This window comes from Paenibacillus sp. ACRSA (assembly GCF_022346845.1).
In the GTDB taxonomy this organism is placed as follows: Bacteria; Bacillota; Bacilli; order Paenibacillales; family Paenibacillaceae; genus Paenibacillus.
In genome coordinates, this window is record NZ_JAKRNP010000002.1 from 527474 (window position 1) to 553818 (window position 26345).

Annotated in this window: 23 protein-coding genes; 2 read left to right on the plus strand and 21 right to left on the minus strand. The window is 45.9% G+C overall.

Features of this window, described 5'->3' with window-relative positions; all coding sequences use genetic code 11:
- Positions 1–215: 215 nt before the first annotated feature.
- The 5 genes from MH215_RS07320 to MH215_RS07340 form a co-directional block, all read right to left on the minus strand.
- Complete coding sequence (locus MH215_RS07320; protein WP_239289415.1) at positions 216–836, minus strand: ArsR/SmtB family transcription factor; 621 nt, start codon at positions 834–836, stop codon at positions 216–218.
- Between the two features lie 162 nt (positions 837–998).
- Positions 999–2291, minus strand: a complete 1293-nt coding sequence (locus MH215_RS07325; RefSeq protein WP_239289417.1) for an MFS transporter — start codon at positions 2289–2291, stop codon at positions 999–1001.
- Positions 2292–2568: 277 nt separating this feature from the next.
- Positions 2569–3579: a Gfo/Idh/MocA family protein gene (locus tag MH215_RS07330; protein WP_239289418.1), complete on the minus strand. Its 1011-nt coding sequence runs from the start codon at positions 3577–3579 to the stop codon at positions 2569–2571.
- 2 nt (positions 3580–3581) lie between these two features.
- Positions 3582–3956 carry a replication termination protein gene (locus MH215_RS07335; RefSeq protein WP_056700809.1) on the minus strand — a complete coding sequence of 125 codons (375 nt, stop codon included), beginning with the start codon at positions 3954–3956 and terminating at the stop codon, positions 3582–3584.
- A gap of 347 nt (positions 3957–4303) precedes the next feature.
- Positions 4304–5479, minus strand: a complete 1176-nt coding sequence (locus tag MH215_RS07340; protein WP_239289419.1) for an acyltransferase — start codon at positions 5477–5479, stop codon at positions 4304–4306.
- Between the two features lie 88 nt (positions 5480–5567).
- Between MH215_RS07340 and MH215_RS07345 the strand changes: the two genes are divergently transcribed.
- On the plus strand, positions 5568–5951 hold the full coding sequence (locus MH215_RS07345) for a YidH family protein (protein ID WP_239289420.1): 384 nt from the start codon (positions 5568–5570) through the stop codon (positions 5949–5951).
- Between the two features lie 132 nt (positions 5952–6083).
- Here the strand turns inward: MH215_RS07345 and MH215_RS07350 are convergent, their stop codons facing one another.
- The 11 genes from MH215_RS07350 to MH215_RS07400 form a co-directional block, all read right to left on the minus strand.
- Positions 6084–6686 (minus strand): general stress protein, encoded by a 603-nt coding sequence (locus MH215_RS07350; protein ID WP_239289421.1) that lies wholly within the window; start codon positions 6684–6686, stop codon positions 6084–6086.
- 145 nt (positions 6687–6831) lie between these two features.
- The gene (gene hrpB, locus MH215_RS07355; protein WP_239289422.1) at positions 6832–9354 is read right to left on the minus strand and encodes an ATP-dependent helicase HrpB; all 2523 of its coding nucleotides are present in this window, start codon (positions 9352–9354) and stop codon (positions 6832–6834) included.
- Between the two features lie 370 nt (positions 9355–9724).
- Positions 9725–10531: an SDR family oxidoreductase gene (locus MH215_RS07360; RefSeq protein WP_056700798.1), complete on the minus strand. Its 807-nt coding sequence runs from the start codon at positions 10529–10531 to the stop codon at positions 9725–9727.
- Between the two features lie 193 nt (positions 10532–10724).
- Entirely contained in the window at positions 10725–11558 is an 834-nt protein-coding gene (locus MH215_RS07365) for a protein phosphatase 2C domain-containing protein (protein WP_239289880.1), read from the minus strand.
- Between the two features lie 22 nt (positions 11559–11580).
- Positions 11581–12333 carry a vWA domain-containing protein gene (locus tag MH215_RS07370; RefSeq protein ID WP_056700796.1) on the minus strand — a complete coding sequence of 251 codons (753 nt, stop codon included), beginning with the start codon at positions 12331–12333 and terminating at the stop codon, positions 11581–11583.
- Positions 12334–12372: 39 nt separating this feature from the next.
- On the minus strand, positions 12373–14454 hold the full coding sequence (locus MH215_RS07375; protein WP_239289423.1) for a protein kinase family protein: 2082 nt from the start codon (positions 14452–14454) through the stop codon (positions 12373–12375).
- Between the two features lie 156 nt (positions 14455–14610).
- Complete coding sequence (locus MH215_RS07380) at positions 14611–14886, minus strand: WXG100 family type VII secretion target (RefSeq protein WP_056700792.1); 276 nt, start codon at positions 14884–14886, stop codon at positions 14611–14613.
- 197 nt (positions 14887–15083) lie between these two features.
- Positions 15084–15632: a WXG100 family type VII secretion target gene (locus MH215_RS07385; protein ID WP_239289424.1), complete on the minus strand. Its 549-nt coding sequence runs from the start codon at positions 15630–15632 to the stop codon at positions 15084–15086.
- Positions 15633–15638: 6 nt separating this feature from the next.
- On the minus strand, positions 15639–16469 hold the full coding sequence (locus MH215_RS07390; RefSeq protein WP_239289425.1) for a hypothetical protein: 831 nt from the start codon (positions 16467–16469) through the stop codon (positions 15639–15641).
- 16 nt (positions 16470–16485) lie between these two features.
- Positions 16486–20487: a type VII secretion protein EssC gene (gene essC, locus MH215_RS07395; RefSeq protein WP_239289426.1), complete on the minus strand. Its 4002-nt coding sequence runs from the start codon at positions 20485–20487 to the stop codon at positions 16486–16488.
- Between the two features lie 100 nt (positions 20488–20587).
- Positions 20588–20908 carry a hypothetical protein gene (locus MH215_RS07400; RefSeq protein WP_145046449.1) on the minus strand — a complete coding sequence of 107 codons (321 nt, stop codon included), beginning with the start codon at positions 20906–20908 and terminating at the stop codon, positions 20588–20590.
- A gap of 420 nt (positions 20909–21328) precedes the next feature.
- Here MH215_RS07400 and MH215_RS07405 point away from each other — a divergent pair, with 420 nt between their 5' ends.
- Positions 21329–21568, plus strand: coding sequence for a hypothetical protein (locus MH215_RS07405; protein WP_082560509.1), 240 nt, complete (start codon positions 21329–21331; stop codon positions 21566–21568).
- A 129-nt stretch (positions 21569–21697) separates the two neighbouring features.
- Here the strand turns inward: MH215_RS07405 and MH215_RS07410 are convergent, their stop codons facing one another.
- The 5 genes from MH215_RS07410 to rsgA form a co-directional block, all read right to left on the minus strand.
- Positions 21698–21850, minus strand: a complete 153-nt coding sequence (locus MH215_RS07410; RefSeq protein WP_239289427.1) for a hypothetical protein — start codon at positions 21848–21850, stop codon at positions 21698–21700.
- 234 nt (positions 21851–22084) lie between these two features.
- Positions 22085–23566, minus strand: coding sequence for an aldehyde dehydrogenase family protein (locus MH215_RS07415; RefSeq protein ID WP_239289428.1), 1482 nt, complete (start codon positions 23564–23566; stop codon positions 22085–22087).
- A 163-nt stretch (positions 23567–23729) separates the two neighbouring features.
- Positions 23730–24269 carry a GNAT family N-acetyltransferase gene (locus tag MH215_RS07420; protein WP_239289429.1) on the minus strand — a complete coding sequence of 180 codons (540 nt, stop codon included), beginning with the start codon at positions 24267–24269 and terminating at the stop codon, positions 23730–23732.
- Between the two features lie 60 nt (positions 24270–24329).
- Positions 24330–24668 (minus strand): L,D-transpeptidase, encoded by a 339-nt coding sequence (locus tag MH215_RS07425; protein WP_239289430.1) that lies wholly within the window; start codon positions 24666–24668, stop codon positions 24330–24332.
- Positions 24669–24725: 57 nt separating this feature from the next.
- The gene (rsgA, locus tag MH215_RS07430) at positions 24726–25817 is read right to left on the minus strand and encodes a ribosome small subunit-dependent GTPase A (RefSeq protein WP_239289431.1); all 1092 of its coding nucleotides are present in this window, start codon (positions 25815–25817) and stop codon (positions 24726–24728) included.
- Positions 25818–26345 lie beyond the last annotated feature (528 nt).

The following is a 26345-nucleotide window of genomic DNA, read 5'->3' on the forward strand; positions in this document are numbered from 1 at the left end:
CTCTACATGGAATTGGTTAACTGATCTATTGGTCAGCGATACCTTCCTTGCGTTCAGCGATTGTTCTCAGCACGCATGAAAAAGCCGCCATTGGCGGCTTTTTTCTACGTTCACATCCACTTGTCTTATAATACCCATTGCTCATCTTCAGATGACATTACGGTTGGTTAATCAGGAGGTCTGGACGAATCCAATTCCTCTAAGACTGAACCTGATCATGACTTCGGCTTAGAACTGGACTTCCTTTTCTTAGACGGCTTTACTTCGGTCTTTGAATCCGGCTCATCCTCCAATTGTTTGGACAAACTGGAGAATAACCGAAACTCTTCTTGAGCATCTTGTTTCTTATCATTTGTAAAATAAGGCTCGCATAACTTCGTAATATCCTTAAAGAGCTGCTCTGCTTCTTCATTCGTTGCATATAAGGTCATGTCAGAGATGAACATACGATCACCTTGATTAGCCTGTTTCATGAACCTCTCACGACTCTGCTCATACATTTCATTTAATAACTTCAGCGTTTCCGATTGAAAGACCTGCTTGAGTGGTGAATCCCCTTCATCTTCATGATGAAGATGAATCTCGCCTTCAAAAGGCTCGTAGTATTTGGCAATAATCCCATTGATTTCGCGTGTGGAGACGAGGGTAAGCAGTCCAATCTTCTCCAGCTTTTTCACATGATAGTGTACCTTGGCAGGCACTTCTCCCATCAAGTCCGCTACTTCTTTCACCGTGGAGGGTCTTCCCTGTTTACGAAATGTGTTCATGATCTGTATACGGTACGGATCAGAATACACTTTGATCTCTTCTATTGTTGAAAGTACAATGTGCTGCATCCCTTATATCCTCATTTCCGGGCTTATCTCTATATTATACCGTTCCAACAGGACTTTGGTCAAAATGCTCCAGAATATGAAAGGGTCAAAGACTTCTTAGCTTTGTTTAGTAGAACGAATGTGAACTTTCACAACTTAGACTTTGGGAATCATGTCATTCATTCACGACATCTGCCGAAAACTTTTGCTAAATAGAATCATAATAACAGACAACGCAAGCAGCAGACCAAATACGATGAACAGTACAGGCAATGCAATCCACTCTGCCAGCGCTCCAGCAACTAAACTACCAAGCGGAACAACACTGAGACATAACATACTTTGAAGAGCTGATACTCTACCGAGCATCTCGGAAGGGGTAACCTCCATCAGATAAGAGGCCAGTGGTGTCGTCGCGAGTGGGATCCCGAATCCCATCAGCAAGCAGCATGCGGCAGCAGCAGGCAATTGGAAGTCCGACATATAGGCAGGCAGTGCAGTTAATGCATAACTAAGACCGAGCATGACAATGCCGCTAATGACCAGCATGCTTTTGCGATAATTCGCTCCTGCATGTGACATCCATAGTCCACTAAGCACCATCCCCCCTACCATCAGTCCACTAAGCAGACTCAATCCGCCCGCTCCTGCCTGGAGTGTCTCCATGACATACGGCGTTCGAAGAACATTGAAGGGCATAAGGCAGAAATTGACGAAGGCAAACAAGATGGAGACGATGAGCAGAAGGACATGTTTACGAACAAAAAGAAAGGCATCCATCATTTCAGAAAATATACTTTTGGTGATTGTAGATTGATTCACGGCATCATCATGTATAGCTAGATTTTCATGGGTAGAATGTGAATGACTGGTTGGATAAACAACACGACTCATGCATATTGCGCTTAAGGCGAACAATACAGCATCGATAAAAATAGTCCATGCAATGCCTGCTGTTGCAATGAGCGCCCCCGCCAACGCAAGTCCTGCAAGCTCCGCCACTCTTGACGCTGAAGACGACATCGCATTACCGGAAAGCAACATGGATTGAGGTAATAACCGCGGTACACTGGATATCTCTGCAGGCGAAGTGAAGCACTCTAGGAGTGAAATCAAGATGGTTACAACGAACAGATGCCATACATGCAATTGACCCAAACCGAACAACAATGCTGTGATACCAACGAGTAATCCACGCCCTGCATTGGTGAATACAATCACTTTTTTGGGCGACATTCGGTCAACCAGTGCTCCTGCGAACAGACCCAGCAGAATATTAGGCAAAAAATTAACCGCGAGCAGTGTCCCCATTAGCAACTTCGAACCCGTTAAGATATACACCATCCAACTATAAGCAATTGAGTCAATCGAATCACCAAACCTTGCTATAACCTTGCCTAGCATAAACTGCACGTACGGTCTGATACGTAACAATTCTCCAATTCCCTGCTTGCGTACCACTACACCTTCACTCATTGTTAGTCCGCCTTTCAACGTTAAAATATTTTTAATGTTAATATTATTTTAACGAATCTTCAACGAAAAACAACCCCTTCGTGAAAATAATTTTATCGTTGTTTTTTAGAACGTTTTGTTTACACTGCTTTTCACCAATAATAATTCCCTTTTACTTCTCTACAACTAGTCGTTAATAAACATACAAAAAAGACCCTCATCCCGAAGGATGGAGCCTGTTATAAGCTATATGGTAGTGCCAGGTTAATGACGCAAAGGTAGTAAGTGGTATGGAAATCTACGCTTTGTTAATCACTATCCGCTGACGTGTTCTTGCCGATTCCAGACAAGCATCAATGACACGCATATTATTCACTGTATTTTCAGGTTCAAAAGGTAACGGCGTACCCTCAAGCACAGCCGAAGCAAACGTCTCTGCTTGCAGAACAAACGAATTAGAGACGGATACACGTTCTTCACGACTTATGGAATCGGTATGCACAATGATCTGTGGTGGAATATCACTGTTCTCCCAGCCAAACACCTTCGGTAGTTCAATACGCCCTTCTGTACCGAGAATCTCCATTTCAGCTCGACCAGAAGCCCACATTCCACAATCAAAGGTTAAGGCTACACCTCCAGGAAACTCAATTAAACCTGAGGCCATCATATCTACACCATCATGTTCTTCGGAAAATAGAGCATGCACCGTAACCGCCTCTGGTTCCTGCCCAAGATACATACGTGCTGCGGAGATTGGGTATACCCCTAAATCAAACAATGATCCGCCGCCCATTTCACGTTTGAATCTCACATTTTCCTTATCATCTGCGGTATTGCACGTAAAATTACCATGAATGGCTCGAACGGTTCCAATCTCACCACTGGCAATGATCTCCTCTACCCGTCTGTGCTTAGGATGATAACGATACATAATCGCTTCAGCGAAGATAACGCCATACTCTTTGCATATTTGTATCATTTCGGAGCTTTCATCCGCATTCAATGCTGCAGGTTTCTCACATAGAACGTGCTTTCCAGCTTGGGCTGCTCGGATTGTCCATTCCTTATGCATATGATTCGGCAGAGGAATGTACACTGCTTCAATCTCAGGGTCTGCGATAAGCTCTTCGTAACTACCGTAGGATCTAGGAATGTCCAATTCCTCTGCAATGGCCTCAGCCTTCTCCTTACTACGACTAGCAATGGCAAGCACTTCGCCACGCTCAGACTGCTGTATTGCCGGTATAACCGCATGTCTTGCAATCGTCGAGGTACCCAGAATGCCCCACTGTAATAGTCTGCTCATGCTTATCTTCCTTTCGTACCGTAGTTATCCTGCTCTGCCTTATGGAGCATGCCGAGACACCGATCCAAGTCTGTTTTGACCTGTTTTTTGTACAACTCGGCCTTTTCTGCTCCGTCATCTGTAAAGTGATACAAGACAATCTCTTGAAAGTCGACTTTGGGATCGTTGCCCTTGAGCTTTTTCGTTCGATAAAAGATTCCCTGCTGTACCAGCTCATGTAGTGCCCGGTATATCTCGCTCTGAGGCGGTACATAACCATAATCCTTGAATTCTTGCTTCATTTCCTCTAACATTTCATACCCATATCCTCTATGCTGCTCTACCATCGTTATTAGATAAAGTTTGATAAATGCTCGTTGTGCAATCATAAAAGCCACGTTGGTTCCCCCTCCTATCCATTAACCTTTCTCTTTGTATTATAAAACTTATGTTCGGTTTCTGCCATCTCTCTCCGTTTTTCTCGTCTCTTCTATCCTGTTGGACCTTATTCGATCCTCCCTTTGTCTAACGATCGCTGGAAGAACGAATCATGAAGAAATAGAGAGGGCAGCGGGTAGAAGGAAAGGTTTTTTATGTGAATTTTTCAGGTGTTGAATTTTTAAAATTTTGATTTTAATATACCTAAAACCTGGATCTCCTAAACCGATGGTGGAAAATCCAAAAAATTCAAATATGGTACAGAGCGCTCACTTGAAATCTCCACGGTTTAGTCTAATTGAAATTGTTATGAATTTTTCATATGTTGCTTTATTCGGATATTACTCTTACCACCTGGCACAGTGCCGACGATCCATTTCCCCCAACGGATTCGCGAAATAAGCCATGTCAGTACACAAGATAACGCCAGTGCAAGAATCCATGTAAGTATCATACGAATGGTCGGGTTGATCCCCCAAGCAACATATAGTAGTTCATCCGGAATGTAGCTGTATCGTAGCATAAGCATGTGCATCAGATAACCACCGTAGGAAACTCCACCAATCCATCCAAGCCACCGAACAGCAAAAGGATTCCGCAGTTTGCCCGCCAGTTGATACATTACCATTATCGAAGCAATGAGGAATATTGCCATGTCAGGTCTGATTAGACTCACGGTGTAAAAAGTGATACGAATGCCTTCCGGTTTTTGATATTCCAGCATTAATAAATATGTAAACCGTAATCCGAGTACAATAAACACGGTCCAGTACACCCAGCGTAACCGTGATATCCACATATTCCAGTGTTGCACTGAGATTCCAGCCACCGCACCTAGTACAAAATAGAAAAAGAAATATAAGAAATTTCGGTCTGCATAGGTCGTAAACGCTTCAGTCAATACAGGAATGTGCAGTCTCTCCATGAAAGCAGCTATGTTGCCAAGCTGATCAGTAAGGATAAGATATACCACGCCGGTAATAAGTAACACTATCCCCCGTCCCCTCGCTCCAAAACGTTTGTATACGTAACGAATGGAGCGGAGGAATAGTGGGAACAGCACATAGAATTGAATCAGCATAATAATGTACCAGAAATGAGAGGTCGTTTTTCCTGTTAGCAATTTCAACCCCAGCTCCGGTAGCTCCTGCCACGCGATTCCTCTAATTCCATTTGGCGTAAGGACAAAATAAATGAGTGTCCAAATGACGTAAGGGATGATCACATCCGTTAATCGTTTATGCATAAAACGACCGTAATTCAGCTGATCGCCTGTGTTATAGAAGAGCACCATGCCTGTAATAAAAATAAATAAAGGCACTGCGAACTTCGTAAGCATTAATAGGATTGCTAATAATACGCCATCCTCAAGCTTGGTTTCTGGCACAATTGAAAAGTGTGCAATCGAGTGTTGTAACACAACGGCCGCAAAAGCCATCCCCCGAAGGGATTCAATTTCCACAATTCGTTCTTTTCGAGGCATAACGTTCAGCCGCCTTTCTTGGTTTTACGGTAAAAAATAAGTACAATATGCCAGTACACATTTTCTGCCAATCGGGGTGATTCACATCATGGAATCTAAGGAAGAACAAACTACAATTGATTCGAAATATGTACAGCAGCATCTAGCGAATGAACGGACTTTTCTAGCTTGGGTGCGGACTGGGATTGCCTTGGTCGGTATAGGTTTTCTTGCTGCTGGATTCGGCTTCAGCTCATCCCTCTATGATCAGGTCGCTCATATTGCCGCAATTATTACAGGAGTGACGTCTCTGGTGAGCGGTATTCTCATTATTCTCACTTCAGCAAGCTCCTATCATCGCAAATGCAAACAAATAAATCAACAAACGTTCCAAGCTACTACGCACTTAATTCAATTCTTAACCATTACCATACTCGTCATAGGACTCGCTTTGGCCGTTCTATTGTATGTATTGTTATTCCCTAGTGAATAGTGTTCACAACCTCCATTGCAGACACTGCATTCCCTATACAGGTTCAAAAGCCGGCTTCCTTGAGGGAAACCGGCTAATGCCTATCTTATGAATCTTAGAAGTCGTTATGAATGATAGATTCAAAGCAACCTCTTACAGGAATGTATTATTGCCAAAGCGTGCTGCCTTCGTCTGAGCTTCGAGTCTACGCTCTTCCATATCAAGATCTGCTCGTTCAGCAGGCACATCCGTTCGATCCGCACTGTATCTGTCGCGGTTCAACTGGCTGTGGTTACTGAATACGTCATAGACATGCTCGTCTCGATCCGACGAGTCAACGAGAAGCAGGATTTTGCCACCTTGCACATATTCCTCGTATTGTTTGGCGTCTTCTTCTGGAATACCCAGTCCGACAAGTCCACCTACAAGCCCGCCGGCTCCTGCACCAACAGCCGCACCCGTAAATGCCGCCGCAATTGGCCCCGCTGCCAGTATTGGTCCAATCCCTGGTATGGCGAGCGCTCCAATACCTGCGAGCAATCCAGCGACACCACCGAGTACGCCACCTGTCGCAGCTCCTGCAGCTACACCTTCCGGTGCTTTAGTGCCAGTCTCTTCACGAATGGCTTTCAGATCATCCCGATCCTGTGTAACGACGGAAATCTCATCTGAACTGAATCCTTGAGCTTTCAGACTCTCAATAGCCTGCGATGCCTCACGTTCTGTATCAAAAACACCTACGATTTTTTTCTGCATAGTGAATCCCTCCTCATTGGTTTGAGTGGTTCGCTATGTTATTACCCGCCTTCATTTCTTTCAAACGTTTCCGTCCAAAATAATATGTGTTCATATGATAAAAAAACAGTTTTATCCACTGCTCATCCAGTGAGATGCTGTACGTTTAACTACCCCGAGGTTTTGCTCGATTAGTAGCCATTGCTTCTAACGGGTTGTCTGGCCAATAATGCTTCGGGTAACGACCTTTGAGATCCTTTTTTACTTCGAAATAAGTCTCACGCCAGAAATTCGCCAGATCCCTTGTCACTTGTACAGGTCTCTGCGCTGGTGAGAGTAAATGCACAGTAACAGGTACACGTCCACCACCGATACGTGGTGTCTCCTGTTGTCCAAACATCTCCTGTAGTCTAACTGACAGGGTAGGGTCATCAGGACGACTATAATCAATCGGAATTCGGGAGCCACTTGGAACCTGAATGTGCGTTGGAGCCTCTTGATCCAATTGCTGACGCTGCTCCCAACTCAGTTCACTTAGCAATACATCTTGGAGCGACAACTTTTTGAGATCAGCGACAGATCGCATTCCACTCAAAAAGGGGCGTAGCCGTGCTTCAAAATCAGGAGTTAGTTCGTCAGCAGACAGTTCAGGCCAAACGGGTAAATGGGTATGCAAAAAGCGTAATCGATCTACTAACTGCCGAGACGATTTATTCCAAGGTAGACAAGCTAACCCTTCCAGACGAATGCCACTGATCATCGCCTCCATGACCTGATCTTCCGCAGGATGAGCAATGCCACCCTCCTTTACAACAATTGCCCCAATACGGAGGGAGCGGTGTGCTCTTACACTTCGTGTGCTGCGATCCCACACGATTCGATCTTCCTCATGCAGCAAATGTGTCGCATGATCCAGCAAGAGCTGTTCCGGCACTGGCGCAGCTAACAGGATGCGTGCATCCGCACCCTGGTCGTCTGCCTCCGCTGCGACCAGCCAAGCTGAACGGCTCAGCGATTCTGTCGCTGCAAGCCGTACACCCCGGCCGCTGCTCAGCAGATAGCGGCCATCCTCCCGGCGCTGCCCGATCCGGTCCGGGTAGGCAAAGGACAGTAGCAATCCGCAACTGTCCTCATCCGGCCGGAGCGAATGCTGCGCCGGGTCGAGCGCCGAGCGTAGCTGGCGGCTCTCTTGGAGCATGCGCCGCAAGGCAGCCGCGTCTGCGACAGACGCTGCCGCCTGCGGCATACCGCTGCTGTCAGCCGTCAGCAGCGCTTCTACGCGCGGGCGCAGATCTGTGCCCACGCTTGCACTACCGCTGCTGCGCAGGCCCGCGGGCTCCTGCAGCAGCGCTGCCAGCATGCTGGCGTAGCTGGCCAGCCCAAGCTCCGCTGCGCGGAGCAGCATGCTGGCCAGTCGTGGATGAACACCCAGGGTGTTCATCCGCCGCCCAAAGGGCGTGATGCGGCCTGCGTCATCCAGGCCGCCCAGCTGGCGCAGCAGCGCCTGTGCCTGGCCGTAGGCCGCGGCAGGCGGGATGTCCAGCCACTGCAGCTCTGCAGGGGACTGGACTCCCCAGGCGGCAAGCTCCAGCGCCAGCGGCGCAAGATCCGCGGAGGTAATCTCTGGGCGCGCTGCCTCAGGCAACGCACCATGAGCCTCCTCGCTCCATAGCCGGTAACATACCCCTGGGGCAGTTCGCCCTGCACGCCCCCGCCGTTGATCTGCCGATGCCTTAGATACCGGCATTGTCATAAGACGGCTCATTCCCGTGCGTGCCGAAAATGTGGATGCCCGGCTAAGCCCGGCATCCACAACCACTTTAATGCCTGCAATCGTAAGACTTGATTCAGCTATGGAAGTGGATAACACAACCTTGCGCATGCCCTGCGGTGCAGGGCGTATCGCTTCATCCTGTCGTTCTAATGGCATACTGCCATATAACGATTGAACTAACACATGAGCAGGAAGCATCATACTTTCGAGCGCTCGTGCAGTTCGATGAATTTCTCTCGCTCCTGGAAGAAAGACCAGAATGTCACCTTCTTGTTGGTCAGCTACAGCATTAGCTGTCGCACGCGCAACGAATTCCTCAAGCTGCGCAGAAGCTGGCCTATGGACGTAACGCGTTTCCACTGGAAAAGTACGTCCAGGACAATCCAACCAGCTCGTCCCTTCACCAAGCAATGTACAGATAGGAACCGGGTCAAGCGTAGCCGACATCACAAGTAACTTCAGATCAGGACGCAGCATCGCTCTAGATTCCAATGCCAGTGCAAGACCCAGATCCCCATGTAAATGCCGCTCATGGAACTCATCGAAAATAATCATCGCTGTATCCTCTAACCCCTGATCCTGCTGTAACATACGCGTTAATACACCTTCTGTTACAACCTCAATGCGAGTAGTCTGACTTACTCGTGTATCCATGCGCACCCGATATCCAACGGTCTCCCCCACGTTTTCCCCGAGAGAAGCCGCCATCCGAGCTGCCGCGGATCGAGCTGCCAGACGGCGAGGCTCCAACATCAATATTTTCCGATCATTAACCCAAGGCTCACACATTAGTTCGAGCGGAACAACTGTCGTCTTACCTGCTCCCGGTTCTGCGATCAAAACAGCCGTATCCTGTTCCCGCAATCGCTGCTTCAGTTCAGGAATAATCTGTTGTATCGGTAATTCTATCTTCATATCATCGCTCCCACTTGATGTCCTGCTCTTTTGCTCCTATGAATCTGTCTGATATCACTTTAGTAAGTTCTCTTACTATTAATCGAGGAGATTAACTTATTTGTAGTAAGCTACATGTCTCTTATTAAATTCTCTTATTATATCCACTTAACTTAACTGGATATATAGATAATTTTTATTTTAAACATTAAAATATTCTTAGAGTTATCCCTCATTAAAATCCCTCATAAATATCCTTGTAAATATGTCTCACCTAAACATACATAGTCGCATTATAACAAAAAAAGCCGTTCCCAAGGAACGACCCCAATACAAACCGTGTTTAACTTTAACGATTGATTACATCCATTGCTCACCCAAAATGATTTTGTTAGCTGAGCAATGATTCCGCACCATCGATCACAATCTCTGCACCTGTAATATGCTTTGATTCCGATGAAGCTAAGAAAGCGACCAGATCGGCAACATGTTCCGGCTGACCCGGTCCATCTGCAAGTGGCTGTTGTCCTTCTGGGAACTCAATAGGAATGACAATCTGTTGCAAATCATCTGTTTTGACCGTACTTTGATCAATATTGGTTGCAATTGCACCCGGGCAAATGACATTTACACGAATTTTGAATTTAGCAAGTTCCAAGGCAGCCATCTTGGCAAAAGCCACTTGTCCCGCTTTGGACGTACTATAAGCCGACATGCCGAAGCTTGAGAAACGCTGATTCCCATTAATGGAACTCGTAATAATAATGCTGCCTCCGCTACGTTTCTTCAGATGTGGTAATGCATATTTGATCGTGAAGAAGGTGCCATCCAGATTCGTTGTAATGATCTGTTTCCAATCCTCAACCTGAATTTCTTCAATGGGTGCAGATACACCGTTAATGCCAGCGTTGGCAAATACGATATCCAGACCTCCAAATAATTCAACGGTCTCCAGAACAGCCTTTTCCACACGGGATGCGTCCGAAATATCGACATCGAATGCTCGCGCTGCACCTTTGTAGACTGAATTAATCTCATCTTCTGTCTTCGAAATACGATCATTCACTAGATCAAATAAGGCAACGTGAGCCCCTTCGCTAGCAAGCTTAAGTGCTGTAGCTTTTCCAATCCCAGAGCCTGCTCCCGTAATAATGGCGACCTTGCCGGCGAAGCGTGATTTACCGTTATGTTGTGTCATTATCTATTCCACTCCCTTTTCTCAGCAATTATGTAAGAATGTACGTGTTGCTTCATAATGATCATGAAGCATATTCTTCACAAGATTACCCAAAAAGAGCGTCTTTTAAATCAAGCATGACCTATTTTTTTACAGATCAACATGCAGAAGAAAATCGTGTTACACAGCGATCCTTCTTCATTCATTCATCTTATTACCATTCTAGTTCTATGAAAGCGGCATCATCTTCAAGCCCTCCGGTATGCCTGGAATCAAGCAACACTTGAATTTGCTCATCCGGAATATAGGCTTGTATCGCATCTAGATCGTTTAGACCGTCCGTATAGAGCTGTAGGCGAACATTTTCACTCCCAGACATCTTGGCCTCGAAAATATGCGGTTTGCCGCCAACAGTCCCTTCACGTGTAGACCACCGTTCATTGGTACGGCAGTATTTCTGAAAAGTAGCCGATTGCTCTTGTCCGTTTCGCCACAGACGAATACGCGAATCCCCTTGCCAGGCAATCCAGACACGACTCCTTCTGGAAGCACCAGACAGTATGATTTGACCACACACATACATGGCCTGACTACCCCTACTTCGTTTCTCCATTAACACTTCACGTAGAAGCAATGGCGAATTATCTAAGGGCTGCAGTTTCTCTAACTGCTCCGATGCAGGGATCGTGAGATCTTGAAGAAGCTTCTCGATCCCCTCTGCACTTGGCACGGATGTGGTTTCCAGCCAATCGAGCAGCGAATTACCTAGAAACCTTGCAGCAAAATCACCTAGATAACTCATACCCACGCCATCGCATAAAACAAAGTTACATACATTGCCGTTCAACCGAACAGCAGCAAAATCTTGACCTGTATCTCCTTGATTCACGGTTTCAGCCGCTCTCCCATATCCATAACGGCATTGAAGAACACCTTGATATCGGGTTAACGGCTGTTCTCCCGTCTGAACACTCACATAACGAAAGTCGCCGCGCCTCTGCTTCGCTTGCACTCTCTGATCTCCTTCGGGCAGTGTGGCCAAACGCATCGTCCTCAAATGAAACCCCCTCCTATCTAACAGGCGTAGCAGCGGACATCTGAAAGCCGATGGATACCAGTTCTGCACACGTACCTGGAAGCATCATCAACGCACCAGGGGCAAGCAGGTAATCGGCTTCAACTAGCATCTCACGGTAACTCTCTGGCAACACGGAAGACATATTCCGTAGCTTCTCCCCATGTTCATCCTGCAGTACTGTTTCTGAAGAAATTCCTTTCCAACGTCTTGGCTCCGAGATCGGAGTTTCCAGCAAGTGATCGGAAATGAAAATATTCTCCACCAACACATTGCCATCTGGAACACTCATGCCCATGATTCGTTTAGCGATCGGCTCGGGATCTTCACCTGTCGCCACGCCATCTGTCATATGGCAAACGAGCGGCGCTGGACAGTCCTGCATATTAGGAATCTCAGCCTGAAGAATCTTCTCCGCTTGTAGAAAAGCTTTGGCCGAATCCGAGAACCGCTTAGGTGTAAGGTCAGGCAACGAACCAACGGCAGCGATTTCGTCGATGCCTTTAATACCGTTAAGCAAGTCATACACATCATCACTGTACGCAAGGATCGCAATACGGTAACGAGGTGTCAATCGATTGCCTTTGGTCGAACGAAAGACCATTTGGCGGATGGCCAGAGCCAATGCATCATAGACCACATCAATCCGTCTACGATTTTCCAGAACCATGTTCATGGAGGCGCTAATATCAATTAAATAGATAATCAATGCAGGTGTGCGCTGGGATGCTTGAATTGTATAGTTCATCTGGGATGAGGTCACCTCCGTCGTTGTTCACATTTATAATTACAGGTTCGGTAGCTTATAATCGCTGTTGCTGAGGAACTTGTTAATCGCGCTCATTCGCGCTGCCACTTTACCTACCCCTTTGAAGTAGGCAGCATCGGTATTATAGAGATTTTTGAAATCCCGAGCATATGATAGAGCATTATCCGTCTTTTTACCAATTTGTGCGTTATACGCTTTGTTGTAGTGTGCAATCAGTGTGACTACGTTCTGAGCACGCTTTTTCTTAAGCGCAGCTTTTTGGGCAGCCTCCTGTTTGCGCTGAGCTTCAGCTGCGGCTTTACGTGCAGCTTCTTGCTTGGCAGCCAGAGCCTCCTGCTCTTTTTTCCAAACTAGATAAGCCTCATATTTCGCTTGTTTATCATATTTCTCCTGCTGTGCCTTACGTTCAGCTTCTTTTTTCTGTTGCTCCTGCTTCGCAAGATACGCTTCGTACTTGGCCTGTTTATCATACTTGGCTTGGAGCGCCTTACGCTCTTCTTCCTTCTTCTTGGCCTCAGCAAGTTGCTTCTCTGCTTCCTCCTGCTTTTTCTTCTCATCAGCTGCTAGTTTTGCTGCAGCAGCTTCTTGTTGTTTTTTCTCTTCTTCCTGTTGCTTGAGCGCTGCAGCCTTTGCTGCCTCGGCTTCTTCCGCCGCCTTAATCTCTGCGAGTCTAGCTGCCTCCTGTTGCTCCTGTTGTTTTACCTCTGCTTGATCAGCCAATATTTTGACCGTTGGTACAGAGCCCGCCAGCAATACAATGAGCACAGCCGAAGAAATCATGAATTTTTTGGATCTATAAAAAGGGAGCCGAACAGGCTGTCCTTCGTCATCCTTAGGATTCATACGTTCATCCAACTCTTTGATGGCTGCCGCAACCTCGATCTGCATAGCACTGTTGTTCGGTATAAAGTGGTGCAATGAACGATACACCTCAAGTGCAGCCGCAGGCTTACCCTCTTCTTCTAATGCTCGTGCCTGAAGAAATAAACGTTGAACCACTGCTTCTTGACCAGGTGGCGGAGTCGATGCTTCTGAATTTTGGTCAGAGCCTCCGTCAGATGCCAATGTTCCACTTATGCCACCTGCCACTGTTGTCTCTTGATCATTTGGCAAATGAGATTGATCAGCAACATCTTCCTCCGTACCGGTAGGTATAGCAGGTACTTGGTTTGCGTCTAGAGCAGCCAGTGCGACATACCATTCTCCGAATGTGGGACAACTGCTAAGATCATGACTTTCCCATGCTCTGACGAATAAATCCGCCATTTTGGAGCCCCAGCGCTTATTCAATGAGTCTCGCATAGCGTAATAACGCTCACTGACTGTCTGCATCTCATGTTGATCAAAATAACTTTCGCCCCATGCCTTCTCGACGATCATCGGATCAGACCAGCTTAGCATCTCTGCAATAATAACAGCTCCAGCAAAACGATCCGCATACGAACTCCACAATCCACTATGCACTGTCCGATGTGCTGCATAACCAGGTGAACCTGCTAAGAGCGCATCCGGACGATCCATCTTGGAACTGTACATCTGTTCTACGTCAACAAGCTCAACGGCTGATCCTCCCAGGTTTTCCACTTCGGAAAAAAACGGAATCATCACATTGGGTGCGGACAAATCGCAATGAGCAAGCCCACGCTGCTCCATGGCCGAACCTGTTCCTGCTAGTGCTCTCGCTAACTTCAGACTTTCTTCTGCGGTTAGCTGTTTCTGATCACTGATTACATCAAACCAGGTCAGACCTTGCACCCACGGCATTAATACCGCATACAACAAATCAGGATGTTCTCCAATGAGCGCTCCGTTTCTTTCCGGAGTGAGCACATCACGCTTGCATACTTGCAAACCTGGCAGTTCACTATAAGGCTCCATATGCTCAGACTGATAGACCATAGCTGGAATACGGAATTTTGGAAAAAACACTTTTAGTGCTTTGGCCCCATGTATAGAACCATTACGGGGAATCAATTGGTAGACAATCCCTTGCCTTCCGGCTTGTGCATAAGCCAAACCTGGCGCAGCAGGATGCTGTCCAATCGTATAGGCTATATCATTGATTACAACTTCATCCCCGGGATTCGGTTGAAAAGACATGCTCATCCCTCTCTCTATCATTACTGTCATAGTGCAACAAAAACCGGGTGTCGTAAAACGCCCGGTTTTTGTTGCAGTTTCACATCTTCAACTAGCTGCCTGCATATATTCAGGGCGAACTCAGACAACATTTCGGCCTGATCTATGTATAGCAGATTAGCGAGTTTGGTCAGCCGTACGGAATTTGTTAGCAATAGCTGTCAGTTCCGCACTAATGCTATTAAGCGTTTGAACGAAAGATTGCATTTGTTTGCTTGCTTCTTGGAATTCTTGGAAGAAGCGTTGCTTCGTCATACCTTCCCATTGTCCTTCCATGCTAGTGATGGATTGAGTCAATGTAGATACGATTTGCTGACTTTGCTCACCGCTTTGTTTAAATTGATTGGAAACCTGATCAAGCTGTTCTGGGGTAACTAAAATACGTCCTGCCATGTGTAAATTCCTCCTTGGTTTGTGCAATTAAATTTTTGCTTGTTCAAATTGTACTATACCAGGATCGATCGGACAAAAGCCGAAGGACCTACTCCTATTTACCCCATTTTCAGGCAATGAAACTTCCCCTAACAGACTATTTACATAAACAATTCACTTTCTACTGTGCTGTTCTCGGGACTCTCTATCCTACAAGCCTAAGAAACAACAGGTTCGGTTCCTCTCCTTCCTCGAAAGGAAGGATCTGTGAATCTCCATGCTACAGGTTCAGGCTGCATAGCCTGAATTAATGTCGCTGGGGAACCAGCTGGTGGAGCGGTATCCTGTACACGATACACTGCCGCCACCGCGGAAAGGGGATCGGATACAATAGCAGTAGTTGCGGAATGATCGGGTAAGATCTCTCCTGCATGATTGTTCTCAAGCACATGGAGCATATTAACCGCATTGCTGTAAGTTGTGTTCACATGACCCAGCACCGTGCGATACTCCATATCAACCTGTTGGAATACCACGGCCTTGCGTCCCAATTGCACGCTCAAGTCCAGGAAACGACGCACTGCATCTTCGCCGACCCGCTTACTGTGGTTCCATTCACTCATCACAGCAGCACGAGATTCAACTTCCCAGTCTAACGAATGAATTGCCTGATCCAATACTGTCATCTTTTGCTGTATTTGCTCCGCCGCATACTGAATCTGCCTGCTCAGTGCCCGAAGCACATCCGGTTCCACACGAATGCGCATTTACCATCACCTTTCCTCTTCCCCTGCAGGCTGTTTAAGCCAGTCCAGCAGCATCTCGTGAAACTGTTCTCTAGTCGTCAGTGCTGCAACAAGCCAATCATCTGAAGCGGCTGTGCTCATACGGAATAACCAATTCGAAATCGAGCTAACGGTAAACGCCGCTGACTGTGAATTCCATTCTTCTCCGTTCCACACAAGCAAACGCAGCTCTCCATCTGATTCCTTGTTTACCAAACAGCGTGCCAGGGCAAGTGATCCATCCGAATCATTCGTCTCCTGCGCTAGCTCATCTGCCACTGCCTGAACTTCCTTGCCATTTAACTCATTCAAGACTTCATAGAATTTTTTCTTAGAGCACATAAGAGCTGGCTTCTCATCAGGAGAATGGCCACTCCACTTCATTCTTTCGATCAGACAATCAATAGCTTCACGAACATTCCCCAGATCCGATAACCGAAATGATTCCGGTTCGTCCACAACGCGTGACACTTCGACGACGCGCTCGTCCGTGCAATGAATATAACTTTCACAGGACTTGCCCCTCGACGTGTAGCGAATCCAACAAGCTCTGTCAGACAATCCGGCAATGGCCACTCTGGAGAATACGGTCGGTGTCATGATCAGTTCATTGCTGTTCTGATCCTGTATTAGATATCCTTTGTCGAGCAAGGAGGTTTTGACGCGCTCCCACTCCAAAGCAATGTCTTCCGCCATATACCCGCGGAAAGGATCTTCAACGCCAAGCAATCGGTCTGAGCCTAGAATACCAGCCAGAAAAAAAAGTTCTTTTATTTGCAAAGTGACTACCTTTTGCTTGGAATCATGAACCGTCAACATTATGAGCCACCTCCCCTCAAACTACAACATGCCATCGGTCACGAATTTCAAAAATCCAATCATTCATTTTCCAGTTGTCATCACATGGAACTGCACCTTTAACCCTGGAATATTTACGTTTTACATAATAACCTTGACCTGGTGGCAGTACCTTCAGCCCAGCCGAACTGCCTCCAGACTCGGAATAAGGAATACGAAAGAACGAGAGATCGTTAGGGTCTAAAGTCCCGAACAACAATCCGCTTTGGGAAGCTTTTACATCACTTACCCAATCAGATCCAAAGGTCGGGAAGTCAGCAGGAACACCTGACAAGATAACATGAATTCCCCGATCCCTACCTTGACGAACAATTACACCTAATTGATCCTTCACGTTGAAATCATTTAATTGTTTGGATAATGTTTCTGCATCATCAATGGTGAGCACGATTTCCGGACCACCGGCAATCTCGCCTCGCTTCAGTACTTCATCGTACAACTGTTGGATCACTGGCGCAAGCTGATCTTCCCGTGATACGTGTCCTCGGACATGGGGCAAACTGCTGATCTCACCCAGTCCGCCAGAACCATAGCGCATATCCACGGTGTATATTTGTACTACTTCTGGAGAAGCATGATACGCCAAAGATAACATCCAAGTCAACAAAAATGTTGTTTTTCCGCCTTCCATCGGACTCGTTACCATAAAGTGTGGTCCCTCACGCAGGTTCAAAAGGAATGGCTCCAAATCATCTGTGAGCAATCCTACAGGAACCGTTACAGAGGACTCATTCACTTGACCATACGTACCTGTTCGAATAAGAACATCTTTCAGTTTCACTTCTTCCGGAAGTGGAGCAATCTGAGGTGCTTGCTCTCCTGTCCACGCTCCTCTAATCTCAGCAATCGTGCGGCGCAGCTCAGATGAACGTTTCCCTTCATCTGCACCTGACGACGGTAAGGCTGCCTGGAACATCAGTGGTGGAACTTGTCCCTTCACGAGCCCTCTTCCTGGCGGAAGCTGACTTGGCGCTTTAGAAGGTCTTCCGACTGCATAATAATAGTCACTCGGATCAGATAATTCAAAAGATACTGCATTTGGAATGTTACTCCTAAATTTCTCGAAAATATCAGTGACTCGATTAGCCGTGAGTACAAAAGTGATGCCTAGACTTCCACCTTCACGAAGAATCGTCTCTAACAATTCATTTTCATCAGGATAAGCATTTCGGAAAGAAAGATATCCGTCAATCACAACGATGATCTGAGGCACAGCTTCGTGAGCTGTCCGACGGTAAGCCGAGATCGTTTTGACACCAGCTTCTGAGATGATGTCTTTACGCTGTGCAGACAATTTCAATATATATCGGAACAGTCGTTTGACCCGATCCTCCTCTTCGGCCATCATCACACCACCGACCTGTGGAAGACCAGCAAAGTCCTTCATCATGCGACCCATATCAATAATGTATCCATGCCATGATTCTGTACGTTCAGATCTAGCAAGTGACATGAGCATGGTTTGCACAAATGTCGTTTTGCCCAGTCCTGGCATGCCGTATACGACGAGATGGCCTTGATCAATCGGAAGTGCAAGAGGCTCTTGGCGTTGGTTCGGTAGATCATCGAGCAAGCCAACGAGTGGTTTCAACCCACTAGCACCACCATCAAGCAACACTTCCCTATTCTTTTCTTCCTGCCAGTCGTTAAGGCTATCCCATTCCAATGTTTCAGGCAATGGTGGCAACCAAGGTCCTGGCAGTCGATCAATTCCAGCTTCTTCCGCGGCTTGAGCAACATAATCGATAAAGACCTGAAGCTGTTTAGGGACATCGTCTCCTTTGAGCACAGCTCTGCGTTCACCAGTCAGCAGAGGCTCCCGCTTCCCATTCAAACGTACTTCCATGACGGGCAAAACGGAGGTTTTATCTTCTTGCTGATTATAAGGTGCACCGCTCCAAGCAAACTGCATCTCTTCAAATACTTCATCACTGCCGACTTGGAAATACCCTCGACCCGGCTTCGTAATCCATGCCGCATTTGGAATCTTAATCATATCTCGACTGTCTCCTTCACTTTGAACGCGAAGACAGATACGGAAACGGGAGTTACTCCAGATTTTATCATCGACAACACCAGCCGGCTTCTGCGTTGCCAAGATCAGATGCACTCCGAGTGTCCGGCCAATAGCTGCAATACTAATCAATTCATCCATGAATTCTGGCTGATCGCGTTTCAACTGTGCAAATTCATCGATGATAATAACGAGATGGGGCAATGGCTGTTCATGCCTTGAGCGTAGAATTTTGTAATATTCATCGATATGCTGCAGGTTGCCTGCATCATTTAATATTTTCTGTCTTCTAACCAGCTCGGCTCGAAGTGAAATATTCGCACGTTCAATCAGATTTCCATCTAGATTGGTAATTGTGCCCACGACGTGTGGTAAGCCAACAAACGTATTGGACATCCCGCCACCCTTATAGTCAATCAACATAAAAGCAAGGTCGTGCGGGTGAAATTCAGCCGCAAGCGATGCAACTATGGACTGAATGACTTCACTTTTCCCTGATCCGGTCGTTCCTGCAATTAGACCATGCGGTCCATGCCCCTGACGTTCAATTTTGTCATGCAGGTTAATGGCTATTTTCTTGCCACCCGCACGCACACCCATAGGGACAGGCAGCGTATCTGGATATCGAGTTTGGTTCCAGCGTGATACAACATCCAGATCCTCCACGCGTGATGTGCTTAACATATCGAACAATGGAAGCACCTGTGGAATATCCGAAGCGGAAGAACGCTTCAAACGGATCGGAGACATGTAACGCGATAACGCCTCTGCAGATTCTTTAGAGATTACGTCTGGTGTGTACGTTTGCTGAACGACATCGGCATCTTCCGTTTTTTTGATATATACACCCTTGCCTTTGGAAGCTTCCATAATAAGCTGACAGTGCATCGGAAGAGATTCCTTCCGATTGGCTAATATAATCGTGCACACATCGATCTCTTGCGCCGATTCCAACAGAAGCGGCAACAGTGGCTCTTCTTCAATTAATTGTGTTTCCGACAAAATGACCACATAACAAGGCGTTTGTACCGTTTTTTTGTAACGATCCTCCTTGTTGTTCCGCCGCCGGTTTAACACGGAAAACAAGCTGTCCGCCAATTGATGCGCACTGCTGTGCCTGTCGGCCATATATCGCTGTCCCTGATCTTCATCCCAAATATGGGGAAGCCAGCGCAACCATTCCCATTCCTTGCTTTCTTTTTCTTCATAAAAAGCAGCGATTTTGAGCTCATCTGGTGAATGGCGCACGGTAAGCTGTGAAACGATCACACGCAGTGAAGTCAGCACTTCCTCACGATTCCCTACCAACCCCATGACTTTCGATTGGAATAACGGTAGGGTGATTGATGCATCGGGTACAGTCTCAAATTCAGAAGCAAGCTCATGAGCAGCCTCTATTAATTCATCCTTTTCATATCCATCTGGACGTGGAACCTGAAGCTTAATCCGAAAAGGAATTTCTCCTGTACCAATCCGCACCTGCATAAAGTCATCATCTTCTGGCGAACGTTCCCACAAGGAACTGTTTCTGTTCTTTACAACTTGTAGACAAACACCCGGATCGCCATGAATTTCATACAAACTCTTCACTTGTTCCGCTTGAGCTTCCTTCAGCTCTTCACGATGCTTGTCCAACTGAGCACGGTACATCGCCTTACGTTCTTCAATCTTTTTGCGATAATTCTTCTTGTTACTTAAATATACAAAGAATGGAATAGTATACGATGTTAACATCATCATAACGGTCATCATCTGAAACATCATAAAGCTAGGGTTACTAAATTTACCTGTTAGATTAATATATACATAGAAGCCGATGCTCACCATCGTCATCATAATGGGAATAACGATGGATATGATCGAGAATGTAGGTTTGCTAGGTTCAGCAGGAGGCCTCAAAATTTCGAGCTTATCTTCCTTAAGAACCGGCGTCATTCTTGGAGAACGCTGATATAACACATTCACGAAGAGAAGACCTCCTTAATAGTACGTGTTCAAAATCAAAAGCGAACCTTTTGAACAACCTTTTTAATTGTTGATAATATGATATATACGTTCTGAATCGTCATTCGTTGCTGTCCTGTTGGAACAGTGAGCGTCTTCCGTATACCGGCGCTTCTTCTAACGTTGTTGAGAACGCACGTTGAACTCGCACACAGCTACCCTGTCTTAGCCCCGTTTCCATTAGTTGCTGACTATTCTGCGGTGAAAACCACAGTCCCTCTGGAAACTTAGCTTCAAGGATATATTGAATGCCATCCCCAGGCGCCTGTCCAAATATACGGACGCCAAGCAATGTTTTCAAATGTTCAATCGTACATTCATCCGGGACTTCAATGTCGAACCATTCGCCTTCCTCCCGGCCGGAATACACGGTAAGAATCATCAAATCCCTCCCATAGTCTCATATGTAAATTGTCCTAATGTCAGATTAAATCAAAAAAAAGCGGATGAAACACGGTTTCAACCCTTATTTTCTTACATAACCCCTTTGTTTGCAATGTACTATCTGTAATTTTGTTACATATGACCCACGTTTATATTAAAATATCGTCCCATGGTCTCAGAACTTTGGAGGCAGACTTACGTTTTCAATTTGCGAGGATGCGAAAAACGTTTGTTTTCTACCATTTAAATGGGAATAACACTTCATTACCTATCCGTTTTATTCCTTCGCCCACAATTGAATTGTGAACACTTTTCAAACATTCATCACCTTTATGTTTTCATAAGCTGATTTTAAGGTAATTTTAAGCATTGGTATTTAATATTACCTGTATGAAATAACTCCGTGAGGTGATTTCAAGTGAGAACACTAATAACTTTTCAAAACAAATCAATCCCTGTATATTTCAATCAAGAAAACAAACAACCTGTGCAAAAGACATTAAGATTGCTTAGCAGTGCTCTAGAGCACAAAATTAGCAACGGTAAACGAGCTTTACAAAAATGTTTGCACTCTTTGATTAGTATTGAGATTGTTAATGGAGAAGCCATTCTCCACAGTCGCAGTGAAAATGACTCTCTGGCCTTGTCTTTATATTAAGTCGAGTCCACGTGAATTCATCTATAATGAGATGCTGCGTCACTCGTTCTATACGAACTATAAGAAAAAGGAAGCTGCCATTAAGGACAAGCTTCCTTTTTTATGTTGAAGCACAATCTTATCTATTGGTTAATTTACTCGGCTCACGCTATAGCCGATCTCACTACCTTCTGCAACCTCCGCTTTATGAATTCGAATGACAAACAATCGCACTAGGTTAGCCCGTGTATGTTCTTCTTGACATGAATTCAGTTTCCTCAGAATAAAACGGTCAATGGACATGAAATTCAAGCCCCTTTACCTTGGATTTTACGGATCTGTTCTTCCGTGTATCCATAAATAACCATATCCAGACTTCCCCAAACCCATTTTCACCGTTTTTTTTCACATGCTTTTTAGGGTATGTAAAAACGTGCAAAAGCCCGTCCTTAAAGGTATAAACGGGCTTTTGCTTGTTATTGTCGATTTCACACGAACAAGGTCTCATCCTGCAATCGGTTCATGTCCTGTAGACCTTTAGTCGACATCACTCACACCAGGATACGTCCGATATTGATGCTGTAAACTAATCCAGCGGGTGCGCGTGAACTTCTCTATCGCCCAGTCGCCGCCGAATCGGCCAATGCCTGAAGATTTCTCTCCACCAAACATAACATGAGCCTCGTCGTTTACGGACTGGTCATTCACATGAACCATGCCTGATTCGATGCGTTTAGCAACTTGATAACCTCTCTCCAGATTCGTCGTAAATACCGAACCACTCAAGCCGTATGGCGTATCGTTGGCTAAACGAACAGCTTCCGCCTCATCCTTTGCTCGCATTAAGACAGCAACCGGGCCAAACAATTCCTGTTGCACAATTTCCTGCTCAGGCTTCACGTCAGCCAACACTGTAGGCTGTAACACACTGCCTTTGCTTGATCCACCAAGCAACAACCGGGCTCCCGCCTCTTCTGCGTTCTTCACAAGTTCAAGTAGTCGTTCTACTTCTTTTTCACGAATAAGCGGCCCTACAAGTGTATTGGAATCTGCTGGATCCCCTGCTTGGATTTGTTTTACTTTGGCAACAAATGCATCTACAAAAGAGTCATAGATATCGGTATGAATGATAATACGGTTCAGCGCCATACAAATCTGCCCTTGATGCAGAAACTTTCCGAATACTGCGGCCTCTGACGCTCGTTCAATATCCGCATCCTCCAGCACAACCATCGCATTGTTACCGCCTAATTCCAGCGCCGTTTCTTTCAGATGCTCGCCAGCTAATTTACCGATGCCTTGCCCGACTTCTGTTGATCCTGTAAATGAAATGACTTTTGGGATTGGATGAGCAACGAAGTGGTCTCCAATCTCACTTCCGCTTCCTGCAACGACATGCAATACACCTTTTGGCAATCCGGCTTGATCAAATAGATCTGCGATTAGCCAACCTGCAGTAATGGGTGTATCAGAAGCCGGCTTAATCACAACACCATTACCTAGTGCAATGGCAGGTGCAACTGAACGCAAGCATAGATGTAGCGGAAAATTCCACGGTCCGATCACCCCAATTACTCCTTTGGGTTCACGCACAACTCGGTTCTCTTTGCCAGCTGTATTAGAAGGTAGTATCTCCCCTTTCATTCGATAAGGGAAAGATGCAGATTCGTCTACAATGCGCTTGGCCGCAGCGAACTCCGCTTCAGCTTTGATCCGAGTACTTCCGGATTCAATAATGAGCAACTGAATAATTTCATCTTTGCGCTCAACCATCAGCATGGATACCTTGCGCAGAATTTCTTCTTTTTGACTAGGTAATGCCTGACTCCATTCCACTGATCCCTTCTCGGCAGCTTCATATGCACGATCGATGTCTTCTTTATTAGATGACCGCCAAGTGGCGATAACTTCTCCTGTATACGGATTAATATTCTCCATGGTTTTCTCACCGGAGCCTTCGATCCATTCGCCATTAATATATTGTTTAGTCCATGTTTGCTTCGTGTCCATTAAAGTCATCTGAATACGCCTCCTAATCAAGAATTCATGTCTACTTATCATGCAGTGTAGTACATCATTAACCTTGTTAAGGATTACGCAAACGTTAATTTAGACCTCTCTGACCTATACAGGACAATTCGTGCGAGTGCATACCCGTCCGTAAAACCTCGTGATGATACGATCATTCCTGGCTTGTAGACCTCTTTCCAAAATGCTGCAAGTCTTGCCACCCATAGGCAACTTCGAGCTGATTCTCACCACTGACAGATAACGTCTGGCTATGAACTAAGGTACCACCCATATGCTCATAGAAACGACAAGCTGGATTCTTCTCCAACGCCCAGATCAGTAGGCTCCGCAGTTTTAGTGTATGAAGATATTGGACAACTTGATTAGCAAGCATTGTTCCAATTCTCTTTCCCTGTGCGGCTTGCAGTAAATAGATCGCATAAATCTCCCCATCATAAGGCAACTTGCCTTCTCGCTCTCTACCCCCACAGGCAAATCCGACAATGTTCCCATCCGCTTGTTCGGCTACCAACAGAATCTGCTCCTTTTCGCCAGAACGAATCATCTGCTCCCACTGAGGTACTCTTGCTTCTGTAGTCAAATGATCCAAAAATTCATCGGGTATAATCCCCCGGTATGTGGTCTTCCAACTCTCGGTATGTACATAAGCGATAGCTTTTGCATCCCCTTCACGGGCTTGTCTAATCTGCATAATCATTTTCTCCTTCTCATTGAGGGTGAAGATACCATTAACGTTATAAAAAATCCGACCCTAGGGCCGGATCTTTACCTTGGTGCCTACAGATACTTTGGAAGAAAGATCCAACACATCTGAGTTATACATCCGGATGCAACCATGTGAAACAGATTTTCCTATAGACGAGGGTTCATTGGTTCCATGTATGCCGTAATGAGGTGCAGATAACCCCATCCACAGTACACCAAATGGTCCTCCAGGATTCGATTGTTTATTAATGATCGTAAACTCTCCACTTGGGGTTTGAGTGAGCATCTTCCCTGTCGCCACAGGATATCCTTTAAGCACTTGGTTGCCATCCAGTAGATATAACATATGGTCTGATAGGTCAACAATGATGTTGTAATCCGGCATACTAACATCCCTCCTGACCTATCCTATGCCATTCTCATCACAGATGCCCGCCTGATTTCAAGCTTCATCCCACTCTCTGATGCTTCGAGCATGCTTCGGTTTGCGATTGTTCACTGGCTTGCTCGTTGCTTTTCGACGTTTCGAAGCCTGAAGCTCCTTACGCTGCTGAAATTGCAATTCCTTCTGCATTTTCAGGTAGTTGTCCAGTCTCTTTTCTTCTAATGTGCCGTTCTGTATCGCTTCTTTAATAGCGCACCCAGCCTCCCGAGTATGACTACAGTTATGAAACTTACATGCAGTAGCCAGTTGCTCAATTTCACCAAACGCTAGAGCTAATCCCTGATCACCTTCCTCCCATAGGTTAAGCTCTCGCATACCTGGTGTGTCGATCAATACCGCCCCTTGGGGTAATACAAACATCTCACGATGTGTCGTTGTATGTCTGCCCCGACTGTCTGTCTCCCTAACAGATTGAGTAAGCTGTACATTCTCGCCGAGTAGCCAGTTGACCAAGGTCGACTTACCGCTCCCTGAAGACCCCGTCAAAGCAACGGTCATGCCAGGCTGCAGATACTGTTCAAGTTGTTCTTTTCCCTGATCCTGTACGGCCGACAAGGCGATGACCTCAACACCTGGGGCAATACCTTCCACCAAAGCCATCTGTTCCTCCACATTGGAGCAAAGATCGCTTTTACTCAGCACGATAACAGGTCTAACGCCTCCATTCCAAGCCATAATCATATAACGTTCCAGCCGTCGGAGATTAAAATCATAGTTAAGCGCGGCGACAATTAGCAATGTATCCACATTAGCCGCAATCAGTTGTTCTTTCGTTACGTTTCCCGCAGCCTGTCTAGATACTCTGCTTCGTCTCGGCAACATACTGTGAATCATCACCTCATCACCCGTCTGACCCGAAACCTCAACCCAATCCCCTACAGTAAGACCTGTACCAGTCTCTTCATGCTCGCGGCGTAATCGGCCTGTTGATCTTCCCCAGCCTTCACCATCCGCAGTCATTATTCGTTGTAAATGTCCATGATCTGCGATGATTCTAGCTGGTTTCCTCTCGTCATGATTCGTATCTAACGTTACCCACAGTTCTTGCCATTGTGTAGACCATCCATACTGTTCCAAGTGTTTATTCAAATTCGTGTTTCCTCCCAAAATTATAATGTAATTCGGACATAACGACAGATTGACCTGTGTGCCCCGGTTCGGTATCCAAAATAAAAACCACGAGTCTCATGCACCCGTGGCAAATCATTGTTAAATGAATTAGAAAATGACTTTCATTGGGTAAGATTCAGAGGCTCTTATGTTAGAGATCCCCCACCCGCAATAAAAGAACATTCCTAATAGCAACAAAAAGAGCCACAGGTACGTCACCCGTGGCTTCATTGATGCATGCAATAATACATACCCTCATTACAGACATAACTGTCCTGTGGTTGTATAATTATATGCTTTGATCCGTTCCGGAGACGCTGTTCATATTCAAATTAACGTATAGTGCCATTAAGTTTGTCATATTACATCGCCTCCCTTGTAGATGTTGTTCAAAAAGTCCGCTTTTGATTACGAAGGATGCCTGCTGGCATCGCAACATTGAAGCTTGAATTCAGCCGAAATAAGTGGATGCTTACGTAGCTTGTTTCCTTCGAAAACATGTAGTTA